This is a genomic window from Chryseobacterium sp. JUb7 (assembly GCF_024806495.1).
Lineage (GTDB): Bacteria > Bacteroidota > Bacteroidia > Flavobacteriales > Weeksellaceae > Chryseobacterium.
This window is the reverse complement of record NZ_JANUFF010000005.1, coordinates 197,374-220,801: the sequence shown is the minus strand read 5'-3', so window position 1 is coordinate 220,801 and position 23,428 is coordinate 197,374. Positions and strand designations below refer to the sequence as shown.

Sequence of the window (23,428 nt, the reverse complement as noted above, 5' to 3'; positions counted from 1 at the left end):
TTAAAAGAAAATGTCAAAGTTAAAAATAAAAAGAGGAGATAACGTAATCATTACTACTGGTAAGAAAGATATCAAAGGTAAGACTGGTGAAGTTATTGAAGTGATCAAAAAAGAAGGTAAAGACCCAAGAGTGATCGTTGCAGGACTTAACATCGTTAAAAAACACGTTAAGCCTTCAGCTTCAAATCCTCAAGGAGGAATCACAGAAAAGGAAGCTTCTATCCATATCTCAAACATAGCTTTAGTTGGTAAAGACGGAAAAGCTATCAAAATCGGTTACAAAATCGAAGGAGATAAGAAAGTAAGAATCAACAAAAAAACGGGTGAAACTTTATAATTTTAAATAACACATGGAATATATAGCAAGACCCAAAAAAGCATATAAAGAAACGATTGTTCCTGCAATGATGGAAGAATTCGGGTACAAGTCAGTAATGCAGGTACCTAAATTGGAAAAAATCATCCTTTCTCAAGGGTTAGGTGATGCTACTGCAGACAAAAAAATCATTGATTATGCTGTTGAAGAATTAACGAACATCACTGGTCAGAAGGCTGTAGGTACTATCTCTAAGAAAGACGAAGCTGCTTTCAAATTGAGAAAAGGTATGCCTGTAGGGGCTAAAGTTACTCTTAGAGCTCACAAAATGTATGAGTTCCTAGACAGACTTACTGCTTCTGCTTTACCACGTATTAGAGATTTTTCTGGTATTAAAGCTGATGGTTTCGATGGTAGAGGTAATTACAACTTAGGTATTACTGAGCAAATTATCTTCCCTGAGATCGTAATCGACAAAGTGAAAAAAATCCAAGGGATGGACATCACTTTCGTTACAACTGCGAAAACAGATAAAGAAGCTAAAGCATTATTAACTCACTTCGGTTTACCATTTAAAAAGAACTAAGAAATGGCTAAAGAATCAATGAAAGCGCGTGAGCGCAAAAGAGAAGCACTAGTTGCTAAATACGCTGATAAAAGAAAAGCTCTTAAAGAAGCAGGTGATTACGAAGGTTTACAAAAGCTTCCTAAAAACGCTTCTCCTGTAAGATTACACAACAGATGTAAACTGACAGGTAGACCAAGAGGATACATGAGAACGTTTGGTATTTCCAGAGTAACTTTCAGAGAAATGGCAAACAACGGTCTTATCCCGGGAGTTAAAAAAGCTAGTTGGTAATAATTACTAATTAAAAAAATCGGGACAATTAAGTTGTTCAGATACTAAAGATAAAAAATATCAGACCGAAGATTTCTGACGTCTGATATTTTACTCTTCAAGTCTTTGCAAAACTGATTGTTCTTTAACCAATAATTTATAAAAGAAAAATGGTAACAGATCCAATTTCAGATTTCCTAACAAGAGTAAGGAACGCACAAAGCGCAGGCCATAAAGTGGTGGAAATTCCTGCATCGAAAATCAAAAAGGAGATTACTAAGATCTTATTTGATCAAGGGTATATCTTAAACTACAAGTTTGAAGATAGCGCTGTTCAAGGTACGATCAAAATCGCTTTAAAGTACGACAAACAAACCAGCAAACCAGCTATCAAGTCTATTCAAAGAGCTTCTAGACCAGGTTTGAGACAGTACAAAGGTTCAGGAGAACTTCCAAGAGTACTAAACGGTTTGGGTATTTCTATCATCTCTACTTCAAGAGGAGTAATGACTGACAAGAAAGCTAGAGAAGAAAAAGTAGGCGGTGAAGTAATCTGCTATGTTTATTAATTTTTAATCAGAGGAAAATGTCAAGAATTGGTAAAGCAATTATAACAATTCCAGCAGGAGTTACGATCACTGAAAACAACGGTGTAGTAACTGTAAAAGGTCCTAAAGGAGAACTTTCTCAGGAGCTTACAGCAGGAATTACTTTAGAACAAAATGATGGTATACTGAACGTAAACAGACCATCTGATACTAAACAGCACAAAGCGCTTCACGGTTTATACAGAGCGTTGATCAACAACATGATTGTTGGTGTTAATACAGGTTTCGAAAAGAAACTGGAATTAGTAGGGGTAGGATACAGAGCATCTCACTCAGGTCAAAAACTTGAGCTGGCTTTAGGATTCTCTCACGGTATCGTATTGGAACTTCCAGGTGAAGTGAAAGTAGATACATTGACTGAAAAAGGTAAAAACCCAATTATTACTTTAACGTCTCACGACAATCAACTTCTTGGAATGGTAGCTGCAAAGATCCGTTCTTTCAGAAAGCCTGAGCCATACAAAGGAAAAGGTGTTAAATTCGTAGGAGAAATTGTTAGACGTAAAGCTGGTAAATCTGCTTAATAAATTATAAGTATTATGGCATTAAGTAAATTAGAAAAAAGAATAAGAATAAAACGAAGAGTAAGAGGGAAAATCTCTGGATCTTCTGAATTGCCAAGATTATCTGTATATAAAAGTAATAAGGAAATTTACGCTCAGTTAATCGACGACAACAGTGGGAAAACTTTAGCTTCTGCTTCTTCTAGAGAGAAAGGAGTTGATGCTAACGGAACTAAAACTGAAGTTTCTGCTGCTGTAGGTAAAGCAATCGCTGCTAAAGCTAAAGCTGCAGGAATTGAAACTATAGTGTTTGATAGAAACGGATTCGTATATCACGGAAGAGTGAAAGCTCTAGCTGATGGTGCGAGAGAAGGAGGACTTAAATTCTAATCATTAAATTTCGGAAAATATGTTAGGACTAGATAATATAGAAAGAGTAAAACCGGGAGGATTAGAACTTAAAGATCGTCTCGTAGCTGTTAACAGAGTAACAAAAGTAACTAAAGGAGGTAGAGCTTTCGGATTCTCTGCTATCGTAGTTGTAGGTAACGAGGAAGGAGTTATCGGTTACGGACTAGGAAAATCTAAAGAGGTTGCTTCTGCAATTGCTAAAGCAGTTGAAGACGCTAAGAAAAACCTTGTAAAAGTTCCTGTAATGAACCACACAATTCCTCACCAAACTACTGCTAGATACGGTGGTGCAGATATCTTCTTAAGACCTGCTTCTCACGGTACAGGACTTATCGCCGGTGGTGCGGTAAGAGCGGTACTTGAATCTGCTGGTATTCACGATATCCTTTCAAAATCTAAAGGATCTTCAAACCCTCACAACGTGGTGAAAGCTACTTTCAAAGCGTTATTGGACATCAGAAGACCTGAAGAAATTGCAAGAATGAGAGGAGTTTCTCTAAGTAAAGTGTTTAACGGTTAATATATAAACAATGGCAACAATTAAAGTAAAACAAGTAAGAAGCGCTATTGGTAGAACAAAAACCCAAAAGAGAACGCTTGAAGCATTAGGATTTAAGAAACTTCACCAAGTTGTAGAACACGAAGCTACTCCTTCTATCTTAGGAATGATAGCTGCAGTTAGTCATTTACTTGAAGTTCAAAAATAATTTTTAACAAAAGAAATTAAAATGAATTTAAATAACATAAAACCTGCTGCAGGATCTACTTTCAATTCAAAAAGAATTGGTAGAGGTCAAGGTAGTGGAAAAGGAGGTACTGCTACGAAAGGACATAAAGGACAGAAAGCAAGAGCTGGTTATTCTCAGAAGATCGGTTTTGAAGGAGGTCAGATGCCTTTACAAAGAAGATTACCTAAATTCGGATTCAAAAACGTAAACAGAAAAGAGTTTAGAGGAATTAACCTTGATACAATTCAAACTTTAATCGAGAATAAATCTATCACTGGAGATATTACAAGAGAAGTTATGATTGAGAACGGTCTAATTACTAAAAACGAATTAGTGAAAATTATGGGTAGAGGAGAATTGAAATCTGCGGTTTCAATCTCTGCTGACAAATTCACTAAATCTGCTGAAGAGCTTATTGCTAAAGCAGGTGGAAAAGCAATTACCTTATAATAATTACTAATGAAAGAATTTATACAAACACTTAAAAATATTTGGAGTCTTAAAGAGCTTAGAGATAAAATTCTCTTCACTTTAGGGATTATCCTTGTGTATAGATTCGCATCTTATATCTCTCTTCCGGCAATTAACCTTGCGGAAGTAGGAGATCTCTTAGAGCATTATAAAAGTCAGGGCGGTAACAAGCAAGGAGCAGGTCTCCTTGGCTTGCTTTCGTCGTTTACGGGGGGGGCTTTCAGCCACGCTTCCGTGATGGCGTTAGGAATCATGCCTTATATTTCTGCTTCTATTATTGTTCAGTTGATGGGGATGGCTATCCCTTATCTTCAGAAGCTTCAGAAAGATGGAGAGTCAGGTAGAAATACATTGAACCAAATTACAAGATGGTTAACTATTGGAGTTTGTTTAGTACAGGCACCTTCTTATTTAACTTCTATTACTCAATTATTCTTACCATATGCTCAATTCTCTTCTGCATACTATGTAGAGCCAAATTCTATCATGTTCTGGTTACCAAGTATTGTAATACTTGTTGCCGGATCTGTATTTGCAATGTGGCTAGGTGAAAAAATTACTGATAAAGGAATCGGAAATGGTATTTCTATCCTTATTATGGTAGGTATTTTATCTAGACTTCCAGAAGCATTTGTACAGGAAATGGCCGTGCAGAACGGAAAAGGAGGGATGGGATCAATCATGATCCTTATTGAAGTAATTTTCTGGATGTTGGTTGTTCTTTTAGCAGTAGTACTATCTGTTGCTGTCAGAAAAATCCCTATCCAGTATGTAAGCAGAGCTCAAGCAAGAGGAGGTGTAAACAGAAATCTTATGCAAGGAGCAAGACAGTGGATCCCATTGAAAGTAAATGCTGCAGGTGTAATGCCGATTATCTTTGCTCAGGCATTGATGTTCGTACCTGGATTATTAACAAAATTCGATGAGTCTAACACTTTTCTTGCAGGTTTCAAGAATGTTTTTAGCTGGCAATACAATGTATTGTTCGCGCTATTAATTATTATCTTCTCATTTTTCTATACTGCGATTACAATTCCGGTAAACCAAATGGCTGATGATTTGAAGAGAAACGGAGGTTTAGTACCGAAAGTAAGACCCGGGAAAGAAACTGCTGATTATTTAGATGATATTTTATCAAAAATTACCTTGCCAGGTGCAATATTTTTATCTATCTTTGCAGTCCTTCCAGCAATTGTGCATGGAAGCTTTGTTCAGACAGATGCGTTCGCCTTATTTTTCGGGGGAACATCACTATTGATTATGGTTGGAGTAATTTTAGATACTGTTCAACAGATTAATACCTATCTGCTGAACCATCATTATGATGGCTTAATGCAGTCTAAATTATCAAGAACGACTGGATATTAATTTATGGCGAAACAAAAACATATTGAACAAGACGGCGTTATTACGGAAGCACTTTCGAACGCCCAGTTCCGTGTAGAGCTGGAAAATGGGCATATACTTATCGCTCATATTTCTGGTAAAATGAGAATGCATTATATTAAACTTTTACCTGGTGATAAGGTAAAACTAGAAATGTCTCCTTACGATTTATCAAAAGGGAGAATTACATTTAGATACTAAACAAATGCCAAATGGAATACTTGTTCCATTTGGCTATTGTTAAAAAATAAATACTATCAAAATGAAAGTAAGAGCATCAATTAAAAAAAGAAGTGCTGATTGCAAAATCGTACGCAGAAAAGGTGTACTGTTTGTAATCAACAAGAAAAACCCAAAATTTAAACAAAGACAAGGCTAAAATTAAATTATGGCGAGAATTTCAGGTATTGATTTACCAAAAAACAAAAGAGGCGTTATCGGTTTAACTTACATCTACGGAGTTGGAAGAAGTACTTCTTCTGAAATCCTTAAAGCTGCCGGTATCAGCGAAGACAAGAAAGTCAACGAATGGAATGACGATGAATTGGCTGCAATCAGAACTTATATCTCAGAAAACGTAAAAGTAGAAGGGGAACTTAGATCTGAAGTGCAATTGAACATCAAGAGATTGATGGACATAGGATGCCAACGAGGAATACGTCACAGACTTGGATTACCTTTAAGAGGCCAGAGAACGAAAAACAACTCTAGAACCCGTAAAGGAAAGAGAAAAACTGTTGCTAACAAGAAAAAAGCTAGTAAATAATCGTTAGGAATTATGGCAAAACAAACTAAAGTAGTTAAAAAAAGAAAAGTAAAAGTTGAAGCTATTGGTGAAGCTCATATTCAAGCTTCTTTCAATAACATCATCATTTCTTTAACAAATAAAAACGGAGAGGTAATCTCTTGGGCTTCTGCCGGTAAAATGGGATTCAGAGGTTCTAAAAAGAATACTCCTTTCGCTGCTCAAATGGCAGCAGAAAATTGCTCTAATGTAGCTCACGAAGCAGGTTTAAGAAGAGTAAAGGTGTTTGTGAAAGGTCCAGGTGCAGGTAGAGAATCTGCAATCAGAACTATTCACAATTCAGGAATTGAAGTTTCAGAAATCGTTGACGTGACTCCTATGCCACACAACGGTTGTAGACCACCAAAAAGAAGAAGAGTTTAATTTTTAGAATTTACCCATTATGGCAAGATATATTGGACCTAAAACTAAGATTGCTAGAAAGTTTGGTGCTGCAATCTACGGAGATGATAAAAACTTCGAGAAAAGAAAAAACCAACCGCCAGGACAACACGGTCCTAACAAGAGAAGAGGTGCTAAAAAATCAGAATATGCAGTTCAGTTAGCTGAAAAACAAAAAGCTAAATATACTTACGGTATTTTAGAAAGACAGTTTGCTAACCTATTTGATAAAGCACACAGAAGTAAAGGAGTAACAGGTGAAGTTCTTTTACAACTTTGCGAGTCTAGATTGGATAATGTAGTATACAGATTAGGTTTTGCTAAAACCAGAGCTGGTGCTAGACAATTAGTTTCTCACAGACACATCACTGTGAACGGAGAGCTAGTAAACATTCCATCTTATTTGCTTAAAGCTGGTGACGTAATTGCTGTAAGAGAAAAGTCTAAGTCTCTTGAGGTTGTTACCAATTCATTGGCTGCTAAAGCAAACTATGAGTGGTTACAATTCAACGATGAGAAGAAAGAAGGTACTTTCGTTTCTGCTCCTGAAAGAATCCAGATTCCGGAGGAGATCAAGGAACAACTTATCGTCGAACTTTACTCTAAATAATTTTTTAATCAAATTTTTGCTCAACCCAATAATATGGCAATTTTACAATTCATAAAACCCGATAAAGTAATTTTACTTAACTCTGATGAATTTAAAGGTCAATTCGAATTCAGACCTCTAGAACCAGGTTTCGGGCTTACAATCGGTAATGCTTTGAGAAGAGTGTTGCTTTCTTCTCTGGAAGGATACGCTATTTCATCTATCAAAATAGAAGGTGTAGAGCACGAATTTTCAACTATTCCAGGAGTAATCGAAGACGTTACCGAAATTATTCTTAACCTTAAGCAGGTAAGATTAAAAGCTACGGCAGAAAACCAGACGAATGAGCAGGTTGTTGCTAAAGTTTCGGGTCAAACGATTATTACTGCTGGAGACTTAGGTAAATCAATCAATGGATTTGAGATTCTTAATCCGGATCTAGTGATCTGTAACCTAAACAGTGATGTAACTTTCGAAATTACTTTCAATATTGAAAAAGGTAGAGGATATGTTCCTTCAGAACAAAATAAGTCAAACAATGCACCTGTAGGTACTATTGCTATTGACTCTATTTTTACACCAATTAAGAAAGTACAGTATAGTATTGAAAATTATCGTGTAGAGCAAAAAACAGACTACGAAAAACTTGTATTAGATATAGAGACTGATGGATCTATCAGCCCTCAAAATGCTTTAACTGAAGCTTCTAAGATATTAATTTATCACTTCATGTTGTTCTCTGATGAGAGAATCACTCTTGAAACTGAAGCCGTAAAAGCATCTATCCAATATGATGAGGAAACTCTTCATACGAGACAACTACTTAAGTCTAAATTAGCAGATATGGATCTTTCTGTAAGAGCCCTAAACTGTCTGAAAGCAGCTGAAGTAGAAACTCTTGGAGAATTGGTTTCTTACAGTAAGTCTGATTTGATGAAATTCAGAAATTTTGGTAAAAAATCTTTGACAGAACTAGAAGAATTAGTGCATTCAAAAGGTCTTAACTTCGGTTTCGACGTTGCAAAATATAAGTTAGACGCTGATAAATAATTAATAATGAGACACGGTAAAAAATTCAATCACTTAGGAAGAACAGCTTCTCACAGAAGTGCTTTACTTTCTAATATGGCTTGTTCTCTAATTGAGCATAAAAGAATCAACACTACTGTAGCTAAAGCTAAAGCTTTGAGAGTATATGTTGAACCTCTATTAACAAAAGCAAAAGAAGATACTACACACAATAGAAGAATTGTTTTTTCATATCTTCAAAATAAAGAAGCAGTTGCTGAATTGTTCAGAACTGTAGCTCCTAAAATCGCTGAAAGAAACGGTGGTTATACAAGAATCATCAAGACAGGTTTCAGACCAGGTGATGCTGCTGATACTGCTCTTATCGAATTGGTAGATTTCAACGAGCTTTATAATCCTAATGCTGAAGAGAAAAAAGCTACAAGAAGAAGCAGAAGAGCTACAACGGCTAAAAAAGAAGCTGTAGTTGCTGAAGCTCCTAAAGTAGAAGAAAAAGTTGAAGAGCCTAAGGCAGAAGCAGCTGATTCTACAGAGGAAAAAACTGAAGAATAATATTCATTCAGATATATAAAAACCGCTCAGATTTCTGAGCGGTTTTTTGTTTTTAATGGATAAAAAGGTCGTTATGTGAATTTTAACGAATTGCAATTTTGTTTTATACTGCTATTTTTTATATTAGCATAAAAACATTCAATACGATGAAAAATTTGCAAACAAAAACGTTTCTGTTTATTATTTCGCTATGGAGTATGCTAACATTCGCCCAACAAAACCAAAAGAAAAGTTTTGAAATTAAAAACGGACATTTTATACTCAATGGCAAAGACATTGAAATTCGTTCTGGAGAAATGCATTACCCAAGAGTCCCTAAAGAATACTGGAAGCATCGGTTATTAATGATGAAAGCGATGGGATTGAATACAGTGGCCACTTACGTATTCTGGAATTACCATGAAGAAAGCCAGGGAAAATGGGACTGGTCAGGACAAAAAGATTTGAGAGCCTTTATCAAAACCGCTGAAGATGTTGGATTGTATGTTATTCTGAGACCGGGTCCGTATGTATGTGCAGAATGGGAGTTCGGTGGATATCCATGGTGGCTCCAAAATATAAAAGGTCTTAAAATCAGAGAAGATAATGAACCATTTCTTTCTGCCAACCATAAGTATTTATCTGAGCTTTATCATCAGGTGAAAGATCTGCAGATCACCAAAGGAGGTCCTATTATTATGGTTCAGGCAGAAAATGAATTTGGTCTTTTTGCATTTCAGCGAAAAGATATTTCTCAACAATCTCATAAATCTTATCTCAATAAGGTAGTTAAGCAGATCAAAGATGTAGGTTTTGATCTGCCGATGTATACTTCCGATGTTTCTGATTTTTTTGGAGGAGGATATGTAGAAGGTGCATTACCGGGTGCTAATGGTGAAAAGAATATAGATAAGCTGAGAAAGGTAGTCAATAATTATCATAATAATCAGGGTCCTTACATGATCGCTGAATTTTATCCGGGATGGTTGACCCACTGGGGAGAAGGTTTTCCGAGAACAAAAACCGATGGAATTGTAAGACTCACAAAAGACTTTTTAAAAAACGGAGTTTCCTTCAATTATTATATGATTCACGGTGGTACCAATTTTGGTTTTACATCCGGGGCAAATTATAATAAAGAACATGATATCCAACCGGATTTAACTTCATATGACTATGATGCTCCTATTTCTGAAGCAGGCTGGAGAACTCCGAAATATGATTCACTTCGTTTAGTACTGTCGAAATATACAAAAGAAAAACTTCCTGATGTTCCGGCTCCTATAAAAGTGATCAAAATTAAAGATATCAGGCTCAGTAAACTGTATAGTGTTTTTAAATATTCTGAAAGCCAGGAAAAAGTAAAAGCAGACAAACCTCTTACCTTTGAAGAACTTAATCAGGGATATGGATACGTACTGTATCGCCATCATTTTAATGAATCCGTAAGTGGTAAGTTAGATGTAAGCGGGCTTAGGGATTACGCTACAGTATACGTTAATGGTAAAAAATTGGGCGAATTAAACAGGTTTTACAACAATTATACAATGCAGGTTGATATTCCTAAAAATGCAGATCTGGAAATATTGGTTGAAAATTGGGGAAGAATTAATTATGATGCTCAGATTAATGAAAATACAAAAGGAATTGTTTCTCCTGTAAAAATAGATGATAAAAAAATTACGGGAACTTGGGAAATGATTAAACTTCCTTTTCAAGATCAGTTTTTTTCAACAATAAAAACAAAACCAATAGCTAAGGGAGAGTACCGCACACTAAAAGATGTACCAACAATTTATCAGGGAGAGTTTGAACTTAAAGAAGCCGGAGATACTTTTATTGATATGCAGAACTGGGGTAAAGGAATTATATTTATTAACGGTAAAAATTTAGGGAGATTCTGGAAAGTAGGCCCTCAGCAGACATTATATATTCCGGGTGTCTGGCTAAGGCAGGGGAAAAATGAAATTATTATTTTTGACCAGCTTAATGAAAAAGTTCAGAACACTGTAAGTACCATTGAAAAACCAATTTTAAATGATCTTACAAGATAAAATAAAAACAAATAATAAGCCGTCTCACAATAAGTAGACGGCTTTTATTTTTTCAGATGATAAACCTTATAAGTTTAGATTTTGGTTCTTTTCAGTTCAATCACATTGTTACCCTGTTCAAGATGAAGACTGTCGCCTTTCACTCTTGCCGTCATATCATCTTTTTTATAAACGGTTTCCCCTCCGTTTGTTTCCGTTTTTTCCAGTGTGAAAGTCTTCTTATTGCTTGTAATGGCAACCGTATTTTCTTTTGGTGTATTGGAGAAAACAACCTTTACCAATGTTCCGTCAGTAGCCTTGTAAACAAAATCAGTTTTTACGGTTTTTTTACCATTGATATCAGTCGTTGATGAATATACTGATGATGAATCAATTTTTCCATTGTTATCAACTACCATTGTCTCAGAAGAGTCAGTTTTGATGATGCTTTTATTTCCACCTTCAGTTGATTTTTTACAGCTGATTACCGATAATACAAGGATTGCATTCAGTACTATTAGACTTTTTTTCATGATTCTTTTCGTTTGATATTAAGCTTGATTTTTATTCTTTATTTTTACAAAAATCATGCCTCACAAATATGAAAAATTTTAGCAAATATTTCTACGTAATTCTTTTCTTTTTATCAATAAATTCAATCTTTTCTCAAAAAAGAAATTTTGAAATCAAAAATGGAGAATTTTTATTAAATGGGAAATCTTTTGTCATTCATTCGGGTGAACTTCATTATCCCCGAGTTCCTATGGAATACTGGAAACATCGGTTGCAGATGATGAAAGCGATGGGATTAAATACAGTGACAACTTATGTATTCTGGAATTATCACGAAGAGTCTCCCGGCAAATGGAACTTTTCGGGAGAAAAGGATTTAAAGAAATTTATTAAAACAGCTCAGGAAGTGGGACTGTATGTTATTATTCGTCCGGGGCCTTATGTGTGTGCGGAATGGGAATTTGGAGGCTATCCATGGTGGTTGCAGAAAGATAAAAACCTTGAAATACGAACAGACAACAAGGCTTTTTTGCTACAATGCGAAAAATATATAAATGAATTAGCTAAACAAATTGTTCCGCTGCAGATTAATAATGGAGGTCCTGTTATTATGGTTCAGGCAGAAAATGAGTTTGGATCTTATGTAGCCCAACGGAAGGATATTCCTTTGGAACAGCATAAAAAATATAGCCATAAGATAAAAGACTTTTTAGTGAGATCGGGAATTACAGTTCCGTTTTTTACTTCGGATGGAAGTTCTCTGTTTAAAGGAGGTTCTATTGAGGGGGCTTTACCTACTGCCAATGGCGAGAGTGATATTGATGTTCTTAAAAAAAATGTTAATGAATACAACGGTGGTAAAGGTCCTTATATGGTAGCAGAATATTATCCGGGGTGGCTTGACCATTGGGCAGAGCCATTCCCTAAAGTTTCTACTGAAGACGTTGTAAAGCAAACAGAATTGTACATAAAAAATGGGGTATCATTTAATTACTATATGGTTCATGGAGGAACAAATTTTGGGTTTACCAGTGGGGCCAACTACGATAAAGATCATGATATTCAACCGGACCTTACCAGCTATGATTACGATGCTCCGATAAGTGAGGCGGGATGGGCGACACCAAAATATAATGCTTTGAGAAATGTCTTTCAGAAAATAAATGCCCAAAATCTTCCGGATGTGCCCCAGCCTGTAAAAATCATTACAATTCCTGAAATTAAGCTTTCAAAAAATGCGGATCTGTTTGATTATATCGATTTACAAAAACCGGTTATCAATAATCTGCCATTAACATTTGAGGATTTAAATATTGGAAATGGCTATGTTCTTTACAGAAGAAAATTTGATAAAGCTCAAAACGGAAAAATTGAAATAAAAGGATTGAGAGATTATGCTCATCTTTATATTAATGGCCGTTGGGTGGGCGAAATGAACAGATATTATAAAAAATATGATCTTAAAATTAATATAAAGGCAGGAGAAACACTGGATATTTTGGTTGAAAATATGGGCAGAATCAACTATGGTGCTGAGATTGTAAATAATCTGAAAGGAATTATCAGCCCTGTGCGCATTAATGGAAACGAAATTTCAGGAAACTGGAAAATGTATCCACTGCCTTTCAACCAATTTCCGAAACATAATTATAAACCAAAAGATATTGCGACCAGAACTCCAATGATCTGTGAAGGAGAATTTTTTCTCGGAGAAACAGGAGATACATTCCTTGATATGCGGAAATTTGGAAAAGGAGTTGTTTTTATTAATGGAAGAAATATCGGACGATACTGGAGTAAAGTGGGGCCTCAGCTGACTTTATATATTCCCGGAGTTTGGCTTAAAAAAGGAAAAAATACCATTCAGATTTTTGAACAGATCAATGACAACACCAATTTTACAATAAACAGTATTGATCATCCGATTTTGGATCAATTAGTAAAGTAATGATGTTTTAATACGTTTTAATTATCATTATCTTAATGTTAATTAAAATTAATTGAAAATTATTATCAAAAAAGGTGTTTTTAAAATGAAATATTAGTTAAATTTAATAAAATTAAAAACTAAGCATAACCACGGACTCAAAACTTTAAAATTACACAAAGGGGTAATTGATTCTGGTTTGTTTTCTGTCGAAATTTGTCTCAAACAAAAAGAACATGAGCATTTCCATAGCCATAGTAGAAGACGAAAAAAACTATAACAACGCCTTGAAAAAAGTCATTAATTATCAAAATGACATGAAGGTGGTTGCTCAGTTTTTTGATGGAAATGAGGCCCTTCAAAATCTTGCCGAAATTTCTCCGGATGTCGTCATGATGGATATTCAGTTACAGGATGTATTGGGTATCGAAATCATCGAAAAGTTGAGAAAAGAGATGCCGAAAACACAGTTCATCATGTGCACTAGTTTTGAAGATGATGATAAGATTTTCAACTCTCTAAAAGCTGGAGCTATGGGTTATCTCATTAAAGGGGAAAGCATGGATAAAATTCTCTCGTCCATTCGCGATGTATACAATGGAGGAGCTCCCATGAGTTTTTCTATTGCTCGAAAGGTTCTCAGTCATTTTGAAAAGAAAAATATCGATGTAAAAGGGATTGATGAATTAACCGAGCGCGAAAAAGAAATTCTCGAGCTTTTATCTCAGGGTCTTTTGTATAAAGAAATCGCGGACAAAAAATTTATCAGCATTGATACCGTAAAGAAACACGTTGGAAATATCTATAGAAAACTCCACGTCAATAATAAAGTGGAGGCTATTAATAAATTTAACCATTTTAAAAACTAAAAACCATGGAAAACTTAAACGAAACAATGTCGGAAGTTATTAATAAAGTAATGACTTACCAAAATGGAAGAATTGGGAATAAACTTGAGAACTTATTTAAGGTAAAACCGTTAATACCTATTCATAAAATTATTGCAGAGAGTTTTTTTGATAATGCAAGGATTGGAGTTCTTCCCTTTATAGAAAGTCAAAATATTAATTTCAATGATGGAGGACTTTATGAAGTGAGCTACTCATATTTGAATGAGATTTGTGAAATAATGGATAATATTCAGGCAACATATTTAACGTTTACTTTTGTAGAAATCGATCCAAATGATCAAAGATTACAAGTTACACCGCACTCTCAAAGGGGAATGATTTACATGGTAGCTTCCTTACAAGCAATAAATGAAAGAACCATTGATGAAAATAACTACCTTTTAGTTAATGCAAATCCTAATCTTTCTCTTGAGGCACTAAAAATTTCAGATGAAGAATTGGAAGCTTTTCGAAGTAAATTCCAGTGTAACGGTCATATGGTTCTAAACAGGTATTTTAGGAAAGAAAATACACGTACGATTCATTATCACATTGAGGATTTAAAGCATACTTTAGCAACAGATCCTTATGAAAAATATACAATTCATCTTTGCCAAATCAGTAATGTAATGAAAATAATTTCAGATCATAATCTTTGTAATGTACTGGATGAAAATCAATACAGAGAACATTTCCAGGGACGTGAAAAACAGATGACACTAGTTTTTACAACAGATGACGGATATTATGATATGGGAGGACTTAGACCATGATATCTGCTGTCATTGAAGCAATTTATTATTCATTACTATTGTTTCTGGCTATAAAATCGATTGTGTTAATTTTTCAGAATGGTTTTGTAGCCCGAAACTTTTTGAGTGTATACATAATTTGTACGGCATCTTTAGAATTATATTCATATACCCTATCTATTTTTAATGGAGGAAGTGCTGATGGAGTTTTGTATAATTTTTATAGTCTCCTTAGCATTCTACTCTTTTATGTTTTATATCTTAATAGCTTCAAAGAAAAAAATATAAAAGTATTAAGGGTAATTTTTTTTGGTATAGTTATATTTTATTTTTGCTTTACGGATTTTTATAAATCAGATTTTGATATCTCCATTGGGATATTGATTTCTTTATATTACATAAGTGTTTCATTACTTTGGTTCTCTCATAAAATAAGGTCTTTTGATGAATATAAAATTACAGATGATCCGTATTTTTGGATTTCTACGGGTTTACTGTTGTGGAGTTGCTTTTTTATTTTTAGAGTTGTTCCAATGTTTTTTCTTGATGTTCATGATAAAGAGTTTTTATATCTTTTACGTACTTTTCAAAACGTGATTAATATTTTAATGTACCTTATGTTGTTTATATCCATGATGAAATATGAAAGACAATTAAAATGACACATATTCAGGATGAAATAAAACTGGCTTACCTTATTGCCATTGTAATAATGATGTTTTTTGTGGGATTCATCATTTTTGTCGTTTTAATGTATAACAGAAAACAACTTCTCTTCTTAAAAGAAAAACAACTCAAAGAATCTGAACATCAAAATCAACTTCTCCAGAAAGAACTTGAAAAACAAAAATCAATAGAAAAAGAAAGAGAGCGAATTTCCCACGACATGCATGATGATCTCGGAGCAGGAATTTCGGCTTTAAAACTTCAGGCAGAGTTTCTAAAACAACGCGCTGAAGATGATGAATTAAAAAACGACATTGATGAGCTCCTGCAAACCTCAGAAGAAATGAATCTATCCATGAGAGAAATGCTGTGGAGTCTGAATTCCGGAAATGATACCTTGGGAAGTTTTATAGATTATTCAAAAATGTATGCTCATAACTTTCTTAAAAAAACAAAAATTCAACTCAATATTATCGAAGGAAATATAATTTCTGAAACCACAATTACTACAGAGCAGAGAAGAAATTTATTTCTATGCCTGAAAGAAGCGTTGAATAATGCTTACAAACACAGTCAATCCAATCAACTAGAACTTTCGTTTATCCGAAAAGACAAAGAGTTTATGATGAAAATCTCTGATAACGGTATTGGAATAGATCACAAAAGTCCTGAAGGAAACGGGCTCCGAAATATGAAACGAAGAATGCAGGAACATAACGGACATTGTGAAGTGATTATTGACAACGGGACCCACCTGTTTTTTAGAATAGAATTGTAAAAAGTTTTTAAGCTTAAAAATTAAAACAGCATCATTTTTTATGGTGCTGTTTTTTTGTTTAACAGAATCACCCGTTTGTGTAATTGACAGTGTTTTTTATTAGACGGAACTTTGAGTTATAAAACTTAAAAGCTAATAGCCATGAAAACTAAATTTTTTTTTGTGATAATAAGCGCATTTCTATTATCATGTAAGACTAGGGAACCACAGATCATAAAATATGATTTTTCAAAAGGGAGATTTGATACGGCTAATATTAAACCATATCACGGAAGACCTACTGTATTAGAAATCAGGAATATAAATAATTTATTTTATAAAGTAGAAATAACTCCGCAAGATATAGCAATAAAAGATAAAACTCTTTTTGACGAAACTCCTGAACCTCCAAAGAAAAGTGAAACACCAGAATTAGGAGAAGCTAAAGGATTCACGTCTTCCTCAAAAATTGAAAAAGAGATTGATAAATCTCAAAATACAACTAAACTTGAAGGTAAAGTAGATATGTCTATGAAAATCACTTATATAGAGAATGAGATTGGTAAAAATAATAATATTATAGATGAAAAAAAGAGGGAAAGAGATGGGAAAGAGAAACAAATTAGTTCTTTGGAATCAAGGTTAAAACAAATGAAATCATTTGAAGATTTATATAAAGATTTAAGTATTATAAAAGCAGATAATAATGAGGCTAGAGAGATTATTAATGAAAAAATTTTAAGAAGGACAGAATTGGAAAATAAATTGAATGATAACAAAAAAGATCTTAATGTCATTAATCTCTCTATAATTAATTATGAAAGTCTGAAAAATGATTTGAATGCCAAATTAACGGACCTGAAAAGCAAAGATAGAACTGTAAAAGATTTGATTATAAACTATTTGTCCGATATTAAATCAAAATATAGACAGCTTTATCTTTCAGCAGAAAATATCTCAAGAATAAATGGATGTTATAACAATTATATAGATAAAGTGTATACATCTGAGCTTACATATGGCGAATATATGAAAATCAGAAATAAAGAACGTCTTGAAAATTCAGTAATTATAGATTTGGAAAAATTGAATGATTTCTATGCAGAAATAACCCTATTTGATAAAGAAAAAGCAGAATTACTCATAAAACTTAATGATATCGACTTATACAGAATCAAAGAAAAATTATCCGAATTACCTGGTGGGGAAAATCTTATAACTGATCTTAATAATGATATTAATGACATTATAAAGGATATTACAGATTTGTCAAAAATAGTTGCAGATTTGAATATTAGAAAAAAACTTAATTATGTTGAAAGCCTCGACAGAATCCTCAGTACAAAAAATTCATATACTTATACATCCGTACCAATTCAGGGATTTGAGGATTATTTACAATTTGATATTACAATGGTTAGCAAGACAAAAATAAGTGATGATAAATATGTAATTGATAGAGGTAAAACCTTTAAGTATAAAGAATATCTTAAAGGAGGTGTCAGATTCGACTTTAGTATAGGAACAGTTTTTGATATTGGAAATAAACAACAGGAGTTTGATATTGTTCAAGATAATAACGGGTATAAAATTATACAGACAACGAATAATGAATATATCCCAACAATTGCAGGAATGTTGCATTCAAGTTGGAGATCCTCAAACAATTTTGCATTTGGTGTTACTTTAGGAGTTTCTATGGATATGACAAAATTACAATTAAACTCATTATTTCCAGGAATAAGTTTGCTTGTTGGTAAAACAGATAAAATTATATTTACAGCAGGTCCTGCTCTAAGAAAAGTTTCACAACTTACTAATGGTTTTACTTTAAATACTTCTTTAAGTTCTTCACCAGAAGGATACATTTCAGAAAGTTACAAACTAGGATGGTTTGTAGGAATTAGTTGGAACCTTACCAACAAACAAAAATCCCTCATGAGGCTTTCATATTAATTTATTATTCTGGTTTATTTTTTTAAGATAAGATATTTATATCGTAAAATTAACTAAAATTTAACTCAGGATAAACGTATAAATTGACCGTTTGATACTTTTAAAAGTTTAAAATTGATTAAATTTGTCTGAACTATAAAAAAAAGAACAATGAGTTACATTTCTTACATAGAAGCGAGACAAATTTTAGATTCAAGAGGGAATCCTACAGTTGAAGTAGATGTATTCACGGAGAGTGGTGCGATGGGTCGTGCTGCGGTACCTTCAGGAGCGTCTACAGGAGAGCATGAAGCAGTTGAATTGCGCGATGGTGGTTCAGAATATATGGGGAAAGGAGTTCTTAAAGCTGTTGAAAATGTAAGAGAAGTAATTGCACCTGAATTGGTGGGACTTCCTGTTTTTGACCAAAATCTGATCGATCAGATTATGATTGATCTTGACGGAACAAACAACAAAGGAAGCTTAGGAGCAAATGCAATCCTTGGAGTTTCTTTAGCTGCTGCAAAAGCTGCTGCAAACGAATTGAAATTACCTTTATACAAATACGTAGGTGGTGTAAATGCTAATACACTTCCTGTTCCGATGATGAACGTTATCAACGGTGGTTCTCACTCAGATGCACCTATCGCGTTTCAGGAGTTTATGGTAATGCCTGTAAAAGCAGATTCTTTCTCTCATGCATTGAGAAAAGGAACTGAAATTTTCCATAACCTAAAAGCTATTCTTCATTCAAGAGGTCTTTCTACTGCTGTAGGTGACGAAGGTGGTTTTGCACCGACTTTCAAAGGAACTGAAGATGCTTTGGATACTTTGCTTCAGGCTATCGAAAAAGCAGGTTACAAGCCTGGTGACGATGTAATGATCGCATTAGACTGTGCTGCTTCAGAATTCTACAAGGATGGAGTTTACGATTACAGAAAATTCCAGACTCCGGATGCTGCTCAGTTTACAAGCAGCGAGCAGGTTTCTTATTTAGCTGAATTGGCTAATAAATATCCGATTATCTCTATCGAGGACGGTATGCAGGAAAATGACTGGGAAGGCTGGAAAATGTTAACGGATAAAATCGGAGACAGAGTACAGTTGGTAGGTGATGATTTATTCGTTACAAATGTTGAAAGATTGTCAAGAGGAGTAAAAGAAGGTATTGCAAATTCAATCCTTGTAAAAGTAAACCAAATCGGTTCTCTTTCTGAAACAATGGCAGCTGTACAAATGGCTCAGCACAACAAATTTACATCGGTAATGTCTCACAGATCGGGAGAAACTGAGGACTCTACAATTGCCGATCTTGCAGTAGCAATGAACTGCGGTCAGATCAAAACAGGTTCTGCTTCAAGATCAGACAGAATGGCGAAGTACAACCAGTTGTTGAGAATCGAAGAAGCTTTAGGTGAAACTGCGATTTTTCCAGGGTTGGAAGCTTTTAAAATCAAAAGATAATTAATTGAATTTATAAATAACGGCAAGCGAATTTTTAGTTTGCCGTATTTTGTAATAAGTAGTATATTTAGAAAAAAAATAAATAATGTCAGACAACAAAGTAATATTGAATTACGCAGGTAATTCGTATGAATATCCTATAGTGGATAGTACTATCGGAGACAGAGGGATCGATATTTCAAAATTAAGAGACCAAACAGGTTTAATCACTTTAGATTTAGGTTACAAAAACACCGGAGCTACACTTAGCGACATCACTTACTTAGACGGAGACAAAGGAGAATTATTCTACAGAGGCTATCCAATCGAGCAGATTGCAGAGAAGTCAAACTTCACAGAAGTAATGTACCTTTTATTACACGGTGAATTACCAACTCAAGACCAATTCAATACCTTCAACGGTAACATTAAAAAATATAATTTCGTAGCAGAGGAGATGAAAAAAATCATCGATGCTTTCCCTCGTTCTGCTCACCCAATGGGAGTTTTATCTACTTTAACTTCTGCTTTAACTGCCTTCAACCCGAAAGCGGTTAACGTAAACTCAAAAGAAGAGATGGATCTTGCTGCAGAATTGCTTATTGCTAAATTTGCTCACCTTGCCGCTTGGACGTACAGAAAAACATTAGGTCTTCCATTGAACCACGGAGACAACAATCTAAATTACGTAGAAAATTTCTACAAAATGGCTTTCAGATTACCAAACGAAGATTTCGAAATCAATCCGGTAATTACTGATGCTTTAGATAAATTATTAATTCTTCATGCTGATCACGAGCAAAACTGTTCTACTTCTACAGTAAGAATGGTAGGTTCAGCTCACACAGGACTTTTTGCTTCTGTTTCTGCAGGTATTTCTGCACTTTGGGGACCTCTTCACGGAGGAGCAAACCAAGCTGTAATTGAAATGCTTGAATTAATCGAAAAAGATGGTGGTGATGTATCTAAATATGTTGCTAAAGCTAAAGACAAAAACGATAGCTTCCGTCTAATGGGATTCGGACACAGAGTTTACAAAAACTTCGACCCAAGAGCAAAAATCATCAAAAAAGCGGCAGACGATTTATTGGCAGCATTAGGTATTCAGGACAAAGCGCTTGATATCGCAATGCAGTTAGAAAAAGTAGCGTTGGAAGATGACTATTTCATCGAAAGAAAATTATATCCAAACGTAGATTTCTATTCAGGAATTATCTACAGAGCGTTAGGAATTCCTACAGAAATGTTTACTGTAATGTTTGCTTTAGGAAGACTTCCGGGATGGATTGCTCAGTGGAAAGAAATGAGACTGAAAGGAGATCCTATCGGAAGACCAAGACAGGTATACCAAGGAGCTCAGCAGAGAGACTATATCGATATGCTAAACAGATAATCATCATTTATGATAAATTAACCCCCAAAGTTTTCTTTGGGGGTTTTTTGTTAAAAAGGATAATTTTATATGGTTAAATAATTAGTGCTAATATTATTAATATGATTAAGTGAATTTCTTTAAATCATAATTATGGTTATTATTAATTTATTTTATTTGTATAAAAATTATTATATATTTTGATTTTAATTTAATTTTTTACTAATTTTTTATTGATTGTATTGTTTTTTTATACATTTGCATAAACATAAATTTACATACATGGTTAAAAAATTATTTGTTGATATGCGAATAGTTTCGCTTATCACTTTGGCATCAAGTACTTTTTCTTTTGCACAAATTGGTCTTAATACGCAATCTCCTGCTTCAACATTTGATGTGCAGGTAAAAAATGCAAATAACCCACAATCGCTTGAAGGGATAATTGCTCCTCGATTGTTAGGAAGCCAACTATCCGCTAAAACTTATACCACTGCGCAAACCGGTGCAATCGTTTACATTACTGATGCTTCGGCTACACTTACAGGGCAGACAATCAACGTAAATGGAGATGGTTACTATTATTTTGATGGTGTGGTATGGAGAAGAATGCTGACAACCATCGCTAATAATAGTTGGTTATTAGCCGATACCTCACTGAGCTCAAGTATTAACTCGCTTCAGAATCTTACTCTTGTCACTACATCGAGTGGGGGATATGAAAAAATTAACAGCACGACTTTAACTGTTACAGTACCAACAGGATATTCCCAGAATAAAATTGTTCTGAGATGGGATGTATGGGGTCATGCTCTTAAAGCAGCTACAGGACCATCACAAGGTAGTTTGAGATATGCTGTGCAACAACAGCTAGGTACTAATACACCTACGCAAATCAGCAGTATAATGATGAGCGGCTGGGCAAATGCATTTGATGTAAATGAAGGACCAAGATGGAATGCTCCGGTAGCATATACCATTAATAATCTTCCGCCGGGAGTTTATACATTTGATTTAATGGCTCACAGAGAAGATGAGCGCAATACATCTGTTGTTCCGGTTTGGGGCGCACAGGGAAAAGCCGATGTATATGTAAAATAGAATAAAGAATAATTATCACTAAAAATAAAACCTGCCTATAAAAGCAGGTTTTGTTGATTATTAAGGGCATTGGCATCTGTCGCAAGTCCAGATAAAACATTTTCCGGAGTCGTCCCATTCGCAGCAGCGTCTGTTAACCGTTCCAATACCTCCTTTGATTGTTTTTTGCTCTTCTCTTCCTAATTTTTGTGCGTGTTTCAGCACTGGGTTTTTCTTGTTCATGATGTTGTGATTTGATAGTTAATAGTTAAGTTTAATTTTTACAAAAATTATATCACTAATATATGAATTTATTTTTATATGTTAATTATTTTTAATTTTAACTGAATAATTATCAATTGATTATAATAAAATATCTCTGAATAAATGTATTGCCAGAAATATATTATGATTTTGGGTCTGAAAGTTTAAGTAAAAAACTAAACATATTGATTTTTGCAGTAGAAAATTGCAGTCTTTCTATTAAATAACTTAAAAGTTTCCCAACTAGAGACCTTTACTTATATTTGTATCATTGCATAAATCTTTATGAAACTAAACATTAAAAATGAAACGGGGAGGCTAAAATCCGTGGTTTTAGGCCAGCCCAATTCTATAGGAGGAACTCCTACCCTTGAAGAAAGTTATGATGCCAAATCATATTATTCCATTGAGCACAATATCTATCCAAAAGAAGTGGATATCATTAATGAAATGAATGCTTTCGAAGCCGTTTTAAAAAAATATGACGTAGAAGTTCTCCGTCCAAGTATTATAAAAGACTACAACCAGGTTTTTGCAAGAGATGTTGCTTTTGTCATAGATGATAAAATGATTATATCAAACGTAATTGCAGACAGAGCAGACGAGCAGGAGGCTTATAAAAAGGTTTTTGAAAAAGTGGCATGGCGAAAAATTATTAATCTTCCGGAAACAGCACATATTGAAGGAGGAGACGTTATTGTCTGGGATGATTTTCTGTTTATCGGAACATGTTTCAGTGAAGATTACAGAAGCTATAAAACAGCAAGAACCAACGAATACGCGATCGAAATCCTTAAAGAATATTTTCCTAAAAAAAGAATTATCGATCTTGAATTAAAGAAAAATGACAAAATCCCATACGAAGGGATCCTCCATTTAGATTGTACCTTTAATCCGATTGGAAAAGATAAATGTATCATTTACAAAGATGGATTTGTTGACGAAAGCGATTACCGCCTGATTATCGATATTTTTGGTGAAGAAAACTGTTTCCACGTTACAGCAGAAGAAATGTTTGAGATGTTCCCTAATATTTTCTCAATATCACCGGAAATTGTAGTGTCAGATAAAGCATTTACAAGAATGAACAGTCATCTCAGAAACGAGTGGGGAATGACTGTAGAAGAGATCCCTTACAGAGAGATTTCCAAAATGGGCGGATTGTTGAGGTGCTCAACGATGCCTTTGGTAAGAGAATGA

Annotated in this window: 29 protein-coding genes; 27 read left to right on the top strand and 2 right to left on the bottom strand. The window is 34.3% G+C overall.

Features of this window, described 5'->3' with window-relative positions:
• Window positions 1-10: 10 nt before the first annotated feature.
• The 18 genes from rplX (at window position 11) to M2373_RS11740 (ending at window position 10,650) form a co-directional block, all read left to right on the top strand.
• A complete protein-coding gene (gene rplX / locus M2373_RS11825; RefSeq protein WP_259110878.1) occupies window positions 11-337 on the top strand; it encodes a 50S ribosomal protein L24 in 327 nt (108 codons plus the stop codon).
• 13 nt (window positions 338-350) lie between these two features.
• Window positions 351-902 carry a 50S ribosomal protein L5 gene (gene rplE / locus M2373_RS11820; RefSeq protein ID WP_089028770.1) on the top strand — a complete coding sequence of 184 codons (552 nt, stop codon included), beginning with the start codon at window positions 351-353 and terminating at the stop codon, window positions 900-902.
• A gap of 3 nt (window positions 903-905) precedes the next feature.
• Window positions 906-1,175, top strand: a complete 270-nt coding sequence (gene rpsN / locus M2373_RS11815; protein WP_027387207.1) for a 30S ribosomal protein S14 — start codon at window positions 906-908, stop codon at window positions 1,173-1,175.
• A gap of 149 nt (window positions 1,176-1,324) precedes the next feature.
• The gene (rpsH, locus tag M2373_RS11810) at window positions 1,325-1,723 is read left to right on the top strand and encodes a 30S ribosomal protein S8 (protein WP_259110872.1); all 399 of its coding nucleotides are present in this window, start codon (window positions 1,325-1,327) and stop codon (window positions 1,721-1,723) included.
• Window positions 1,724-1,740: 17 nt separating this feature from the next.
• Window positions 1,741-2,286: a 50S ribosomal protein L6 gene (gene rplF, locus M2373_RS11805; RefSeq protein WP_259110870.1), complete on the top strand. Its 546-nt coding sequence runs from the start codon at window positions 1,741-1,743 to the stop codon at window positions 2,284-2,286.
• A gap of 15 nt (window positions 2,287-2,301) precedes the next feature.
• Entirely contained in the window at window positions 2,302-2,655 is a 354-nt protein-coding gene (rplR, locus tag M2373_RS11800) for a 50S ribosomal protein L18 (protein ID WP_259110868.1), read from the top strand.
• A gap of 19 nt (window positions 2,656-2,674) precedes the next feature.
• Complete coding sequence (rpsE, locus tag M2373_RS11795; RefSeq protein ID WP_034712988.1) at window positions 2,675-3,196, top strand: 30S ribosomal protein S5; 522 nt, start codon at window positions 2,675-2,677, stop codon at window positions 3,194-3,196.
• Between the two features lie 10 nt (window positions 3,197-3,206).
• A complete protein-coding gene (gene rpmD / locus M2373_RS11790; RefSeq protein WP_007839493.1) occupies window positions 3,207-3,383 on the top strand; it encodes a 50S ribosomal protein L30 in 177 nt (58 codons plus the stop codon).
• 21 nt (window positions 3,384-3,404) lie between these two features.
• On the top strand, window positions 3,405-3,854 hold the full coding sequence (gene rplO / locus M2373_RS11785) for a 50S ribosomal protein L15 (RefSeq protein WP_233112235.1): 450 nt from the start codon (window positions 3,405-3,407) through the stop codon (window positions 3,852-3,854).
• A gap of 9 nt (window positions 3,855-3,863) precedes the next feature.
• A complete protein-coding gene (secY, locus tag M2373_RS11780; RefSeq protein ID WP_259110860.1) occupies window positions 3,864-5,243 on the top strand; it encodes a preprotein translocase subunit SecY in 1,380 nt (459 codons plus the stop codon).
• A 3-nt stretch (window positions 5,244-5,246) separates the two neighbouring features.
• The gene (gene infA, locus M2373_RS11775; RefSeq protein ID WP_027381317.1) at window positions 5,247-5,462 is read left to right on the top strand and encodes a translation initiation factor IF-1; all 216 of its coding nucleotides are present in this window, start codon (window positions 5,247-5,249) and stop codon (window positions 5,460-5,462) included.
• A 61-nt stretch (window positions 5,463-5,523) separates the two neighbouring features.
• Window positions 5,524-5,640 carry a 50S ribosomal protein L36 gene (gene rpmJ, locus M2373_RS11770; protein ID WP_007839480.1) on the top strand — a complete coding sequence of 39 codons (117 nt, stop codon included), beginning with the start codon at window positions 5,524-5,526 and terminating at the stop codon, window positions 5,638-5,640.
• 9 nt (window positions 5,641-5,649) lie between these two features.
• A complete protein-coding gene (gene rpsM, locus M2373_RS11765; RefSeq protein WP_007839478.1) occupies window positions 5,650-6,027 on the top strand; it encodes a 30S ribosomal protein S13 in 378 nt (125 codons plus the stop codon).
• Between the two features lie 12 nt (window positions 6,028-6,039).
• On the top strand, window positions 6,040-6,429 hold the full coding sequence (rpsK, locus tag M2373_RS11760) for a 30S ribosomal protein S11 (RefSeq protein WP_259110854.1): 390 nt from the start codon (window positions 6,040-6,042) through the stop codon (window positions 6,427-6,429).
• A 19-nt stretch (window positions 6,430-6,448) separates the two neighbouring features.
• Window positions 6,449-7,057, top strand: coding sequence for a 30S ribosomal protein S4 (gene rpsD, locus M2373_RS11755; RefSeq protein ID WP_259110851.1), 609 nt, complete (start codon window positions 6,449-6,451; stop codon window positions 7,055-7,057).
• A gap of 33 nt (window positions 7,058-7,090) precedes the next feature.
• On the top strand, window positions 7,091-8,086 hold the full coding sequence (locus M2373_RS11750; RefSeq protein ID WP_259110848.1) for a DNA-directed RNA polymerase subunit alpha: 996 nt from the start codon (window positions 7,091-7,093) through the stop codon (window positions 8,084-8,086).
• A 6-nt stretch (window positions 8,087-8,092) separates the two neighbouring features.
• Window positions 8,093-8,617 carry a 50S ribosomal protein L17 gene (gene rplQ, locus M2373_RS11745; protein ID WP_259110845.1) on the top strand — a complete coding sequence of 175 codons (525 nt, stop codon included), beginning with the start codon at window positions 8,093-8,095 and terminating at the stop codon, window positions 8,615-8,617.
• A 146-nt stretch (window positions 8,618-8,763) separates the two neighbouring features.
• A complete protein-coding gene (locus tag M2373_RS11740) occupies window positions 8,764-10,650 on the top strand; it encodes a beta-galactosidase family protein (RefSeq protein WP_259110842.1) in 1,887 nt (628 codons plus the stop codon).
• Between the two features lie 74 nt (window positions 10,651-10,724).
• Here the strand turns inward: M2373_RS11740 and M2373_RS11735 are convergent, their stop codons facing one another.
• Complete coding sequence (locus M2373_RS11735; protein ID WP_259110839.1) at window positions 10,725-11,162, bottom strand: hypothetical protein; 438 nt, start codon at window positions 11,160-11,162, stop codon at window positions 10,725-10,727.
• A gap of 68 nt (window positions 11,163-11,230) precedes the next feature.
• On the opposite strand from M2373_RS11735, the gene M2373_RS11730 reads away from it, so the two are divergent.
• The 8 genes from M2373_RS11730 (at window position 11,231) to M2373_RS11695 (ending at window position 21,985) form a co-directional block, all read left to right on the top strand.
• Window positions 11,231-13,090, top strand: coding sequence for a beta-galactosidase (locus M2373_RS11730; protein WP_259110836.1), 1,860 nt, complete (start codon window positions 11,231-11,233; stop codon window positions 13,088-13,090).
• A gap of 215 nt (window positions 13,091-13,305) precedes the next feature.
• Window positions 13,306-13,938: a response regulator transcription factor gene (locus M2373_RS11725; RefSeq protein ID WP_259110833.1), complete on the top strand. Its 633-nt coding sequence runs from the start codon at window positions 13,306-13,308 to the stop codon at window positions 13,936-13,938.
• A gap of 5 nt (window positions 13,939-13,943) precedes the next feature.
• On the top strand, window positions 13,944-14,732 hold the full coding sequence (locus tag M2373_RS11720; protein ID WP_259110831.1) for a hypothetical protein: 789 nt from the start codon (window positions 13,944-13,946) through the stop codon (window positions 14,730-14,732).
• Window positions 14,733-15,369: 637 nt separating this feature from the next.
• Window positions 15,370-16,155, top strand: a complete 786-nt coding sequence (locus M2373_RS11715) for a sensor histidine kinase (RefSeq protein WP_259110828.1) — start codon at window positions 15,370-15,372, stop codon at window positions 16,153-16,155.
• Window positions 16,156-16,296: 141 nt separating this feature from the next.
• Window positions 16,297-18,090, top strand: coding sequence for a hypothetical protein (locus tag M2373_RS11710; RefSeq protein ID WP_259110825.1), 1,794 nt, complete (start codon window positions 16,297-16,299; stop codon window positions 18,088-18,090).
• Window positions 18,091-18,240: 150 nt separating this feature from the next.
• Entirely contained in the window at window positions 18,241-19,533 is a 1,293-nt protein-coding gene (gene eno, locus M2373_RS11705) for a phosphopyruvate hydratase (RefSeq protein ID WP_259110823.1), read from the top strand.
• Window positions 19,534-19,618: 85 nt separating this feature from the next.
• On the top strand, window positions 19,619-20,905 hold the full coding sequence (locus tag M2373_RS11700; RefSeq protein ID WP_259110821.1) for a citrate synthase: 1,287 nt from the start codon (window positions 19,619-19,621) through the stop codon (window positions 20,903-20,905).
• 261 nt (window positions 20,906-21,166) lie between these two features.
• Window positions 21,167-21,985: a hypothetical protein gene (locus M2373_RS11695; protein ID WP_259110819.1), complete on the top strand. Its 819-nt coding sequence runs from the start codon at window positions 21,167-21,169 to the stop codon at window positions 21,983-21,985.
• Between the two features lie 60 nt (window positions 21,986-22,045).
• Here M2373_RS11695 and M2373_RS11690 read toward each other — a convergent pair whose 3' ends face one another.
• Window positions 22,046-22,207, bottom strand: a complete 162-nt coding sequence (locus M2373_RS11690; RefSeq protein ID WP_259110817.1) for a hypothetical protein — start codon at window positions 22,205-22,207, stop codon at window positions 22,046-22,048.
• Window positions 22,208-22,513: 306 nt separating this feature from the next.
• Here M2373_RS11690 and M2373_RS11685 point away from each other — a divergent pair, with 306 nt between their 5' ends.
• Window positions 22,514-23,428, top strand: coding sequence for a dimethylarginine dimethylaminohydrolase family protein (locus M2373_RS11685; RefSeq protein WP_259110815.1), 915 nt, complete (start codon window positions 22,514-22,516; stop codon window positions 23,426-23,428).

What these genes read in the sequence shown, in the direction of transcription:
- rplX (WP_259110878.1), top strand. Translation starts at nt 11, where the DNA reads ATGTCAAAGTTAAAAATAAAAAGAGGAGATAACGTAATCATTACTACT.
- rplE (WP_089028770.1), top strand. Translation starts at nt 351, where the DNA reads ATGGAATATATAGCAAGACCCAAAAAAGCATATAAAGAAACGATTGTT.
- rpsN (WP_027387207.1), top strand. Translation starts at nt 906, where the DNA reads ATGGCTAAAGAATCAATGAAAGCGCGTGAGCGCAAAAGAGAAGCACTA.
- rpsH (WP_259110872.1), top strand. Translation starts at nt 1,325, where the DNA reads ATGGTAACAGATCCAATTTCAGATTTCCTAACAAGAGTAAGGAACGCA.
- rplF (WP_259110870.1), top strand. Translation starts at nt 1,741, where the DNA reads ATGTCAAGAATTGGTAAAGCAATTATAACAATTCCAGCAGGAGTTACG.
- rplR (WP_259110868.1), top strand. Translation starts at nt 2,302, where the DNA reads ATGGCATTAAGTAAATTAGAAAAAAGAATAAGAATAAAACGAAGAGTA.
- rpsE (WP_034712988.1), top strand. Translation starts at nt 2,675, where the DNA reads ATGTTAGGACTAGATAATATAGAAAGAGTAAAACCGGGAGGATTAGAA.
- rpmD (WP_007839493.1), top strand. Translation starts at nt 3,207, where the DNA reads ATGGCAACAATTAAAGTAAAACAAGTAAGAAGCGCTATTGGTAGAACA.
- rplO (WP_233112235.1), top strand. Translation starts at nt 3,405, where the DNA reads ATGAATTTAAATAACATAAAACCTGCTGCAGGATCTACTTTCAATTCA.
- secY (WP_259110860.1), top strand. Translation starts at nt 3,864, where the DNA reads ATGAAAGAATTTATACAAACACTTAAAAATATTTGGAGTCTTAAAGAG.
- infA (WP_027381317.1), top strand. Translation starts at nt 5,247, where the DNA reads ATGGCGAAACAAAAACATATTGAACAAGACGGCGTTATTACGGAAGCA.
- rpmJ (WP_007839480.1), top strand. Translation starts at nt 5,524, where the DNA reads ATGAAAGTAAGAGCATCAATTAAAAAAAGAAGTGCTGATTGCAAAATC.
- rpsM (WP_007839478.1), top strand. Translation starts at nt 5,650, where the DNA reads ATGGCGAGAATTTCAGGTATTGATTTACCAAAAAACAAAAGAGGCGTT.
- rpsK (WP_259110854.1), top strand. Translation starts at nt 6,040, where the DNA reads ATGGCAAAACAAACTAAAGTAGTTAAAAAAAGAAAAGTAAAAGTTGAA.
- rpsD (WP_259110851.1), top strand. Translation starts at nt 6,449, where the DNA reads ATGGCAAGATATATTGGACCTAAAACTAAGATTGCTAGAAAGTTTGGT.
- M2373_RS11750 (WP_259110848.1), top strand. Translation starts at nt 7,091, where the DNA reads ATGGCAATTTTACAATTCATAAAACCCGATAAAGTAATTTTACTTAAC.
- rplQ (WP_259110845.1), top strand. Translation starts at nt 8,093, where the DNA reads ATGAGACACGGTAAAAAATTCAATCACTTAGGAAGAACAGCTTCTCAC.
- M2373_RS11740 (WP_259110842.1), top strand. Translation starts at nt 8,764, where the DNA reads ATGAAAAATTTGCAAACAAAAACGTTTCTGTTTATTATTTCGCTATGG.
- M2373_RS11735 (WP_259110839.1), bottom strand. Translation starts at nt 11,162, where the DNA reads ATGAAAAAAAGTCTAATAGTACTGAATGCAATCCTTGTATTATCGGTA.
- M2373_RS11730 (WP_259110836.1), top strand. Translation starts at nt 11,231, where the DNA reads ATGAAAAATTTTAGCAAATATTTCTACGTAATTCTTTTCTTTTTATCA.
- M2373_RS11725 (WP_259110833.1), top strand. Translation starts at nt 13,306, where the DNA reads ATGAGCATTTCCATAGCCATAGTAGAAGACGAAAAAAACTATAACAAC.
- M2373_RS11720 (WP_259110831.1), top strand. Translation starts at nt 13,944, where the DNA reads ATGGAAAACTTAAACGAAACAATGTCGGAAGTTATTAATAAAGTAATG.
- M2373_RS11715 (WP_259110828.1), top strand. Translation starts at nt 15,370, where the DNA reads ATGACACATATTCAGGATGAAATAAAACTGGCTTACCTTATTGCCATT.
- M2373_RS11710 (WP_259110825.1), top strand. Translation starts at nt 16,297, where the DNA reads ATGAAAACTAAATTTTTTTTTGTGATAATAAGCGCATTTCTATTATCA.
- eno (WP_259110823.1), top strand. Translation starts at nt 18,241, where the DNA reads ATGAGTTACATTTCTTACATAGAAGCGAGACAAATTTTAGATTCAAGA.
- M2373_RS11700 (WP_259110821.1), top strand. Translation starts at nt 19,619, where the DNA reads ATGTCAGACAACAAAGTAATATTGAATTACGCAGGTAATTCGTATGAA.
- M2373_RS11695 (WP_259110819.1), top strand. Translation starts at nt 21,167, where the DNA reads ATGGTTAAAAAATTATTTGTTGATATGCGAATAGTTTCGCTTATCACT.
- M2373_RS11690 (WP_259110817.1), bottom strand. Translation starts at nt 22,207, where the DNA reads ATGAACAAGAAAAACCCAGTGCTGAAACACGCACAAAAATTAGGAAGA.
- M2373_RS11685 (WP_259110815.1), top strand. Translation starts at nt 22,514, where the DNA reads ATGAAACTAAACATTAAAAATGAAACGGGGAGGCTAAAATCCGTGGTT.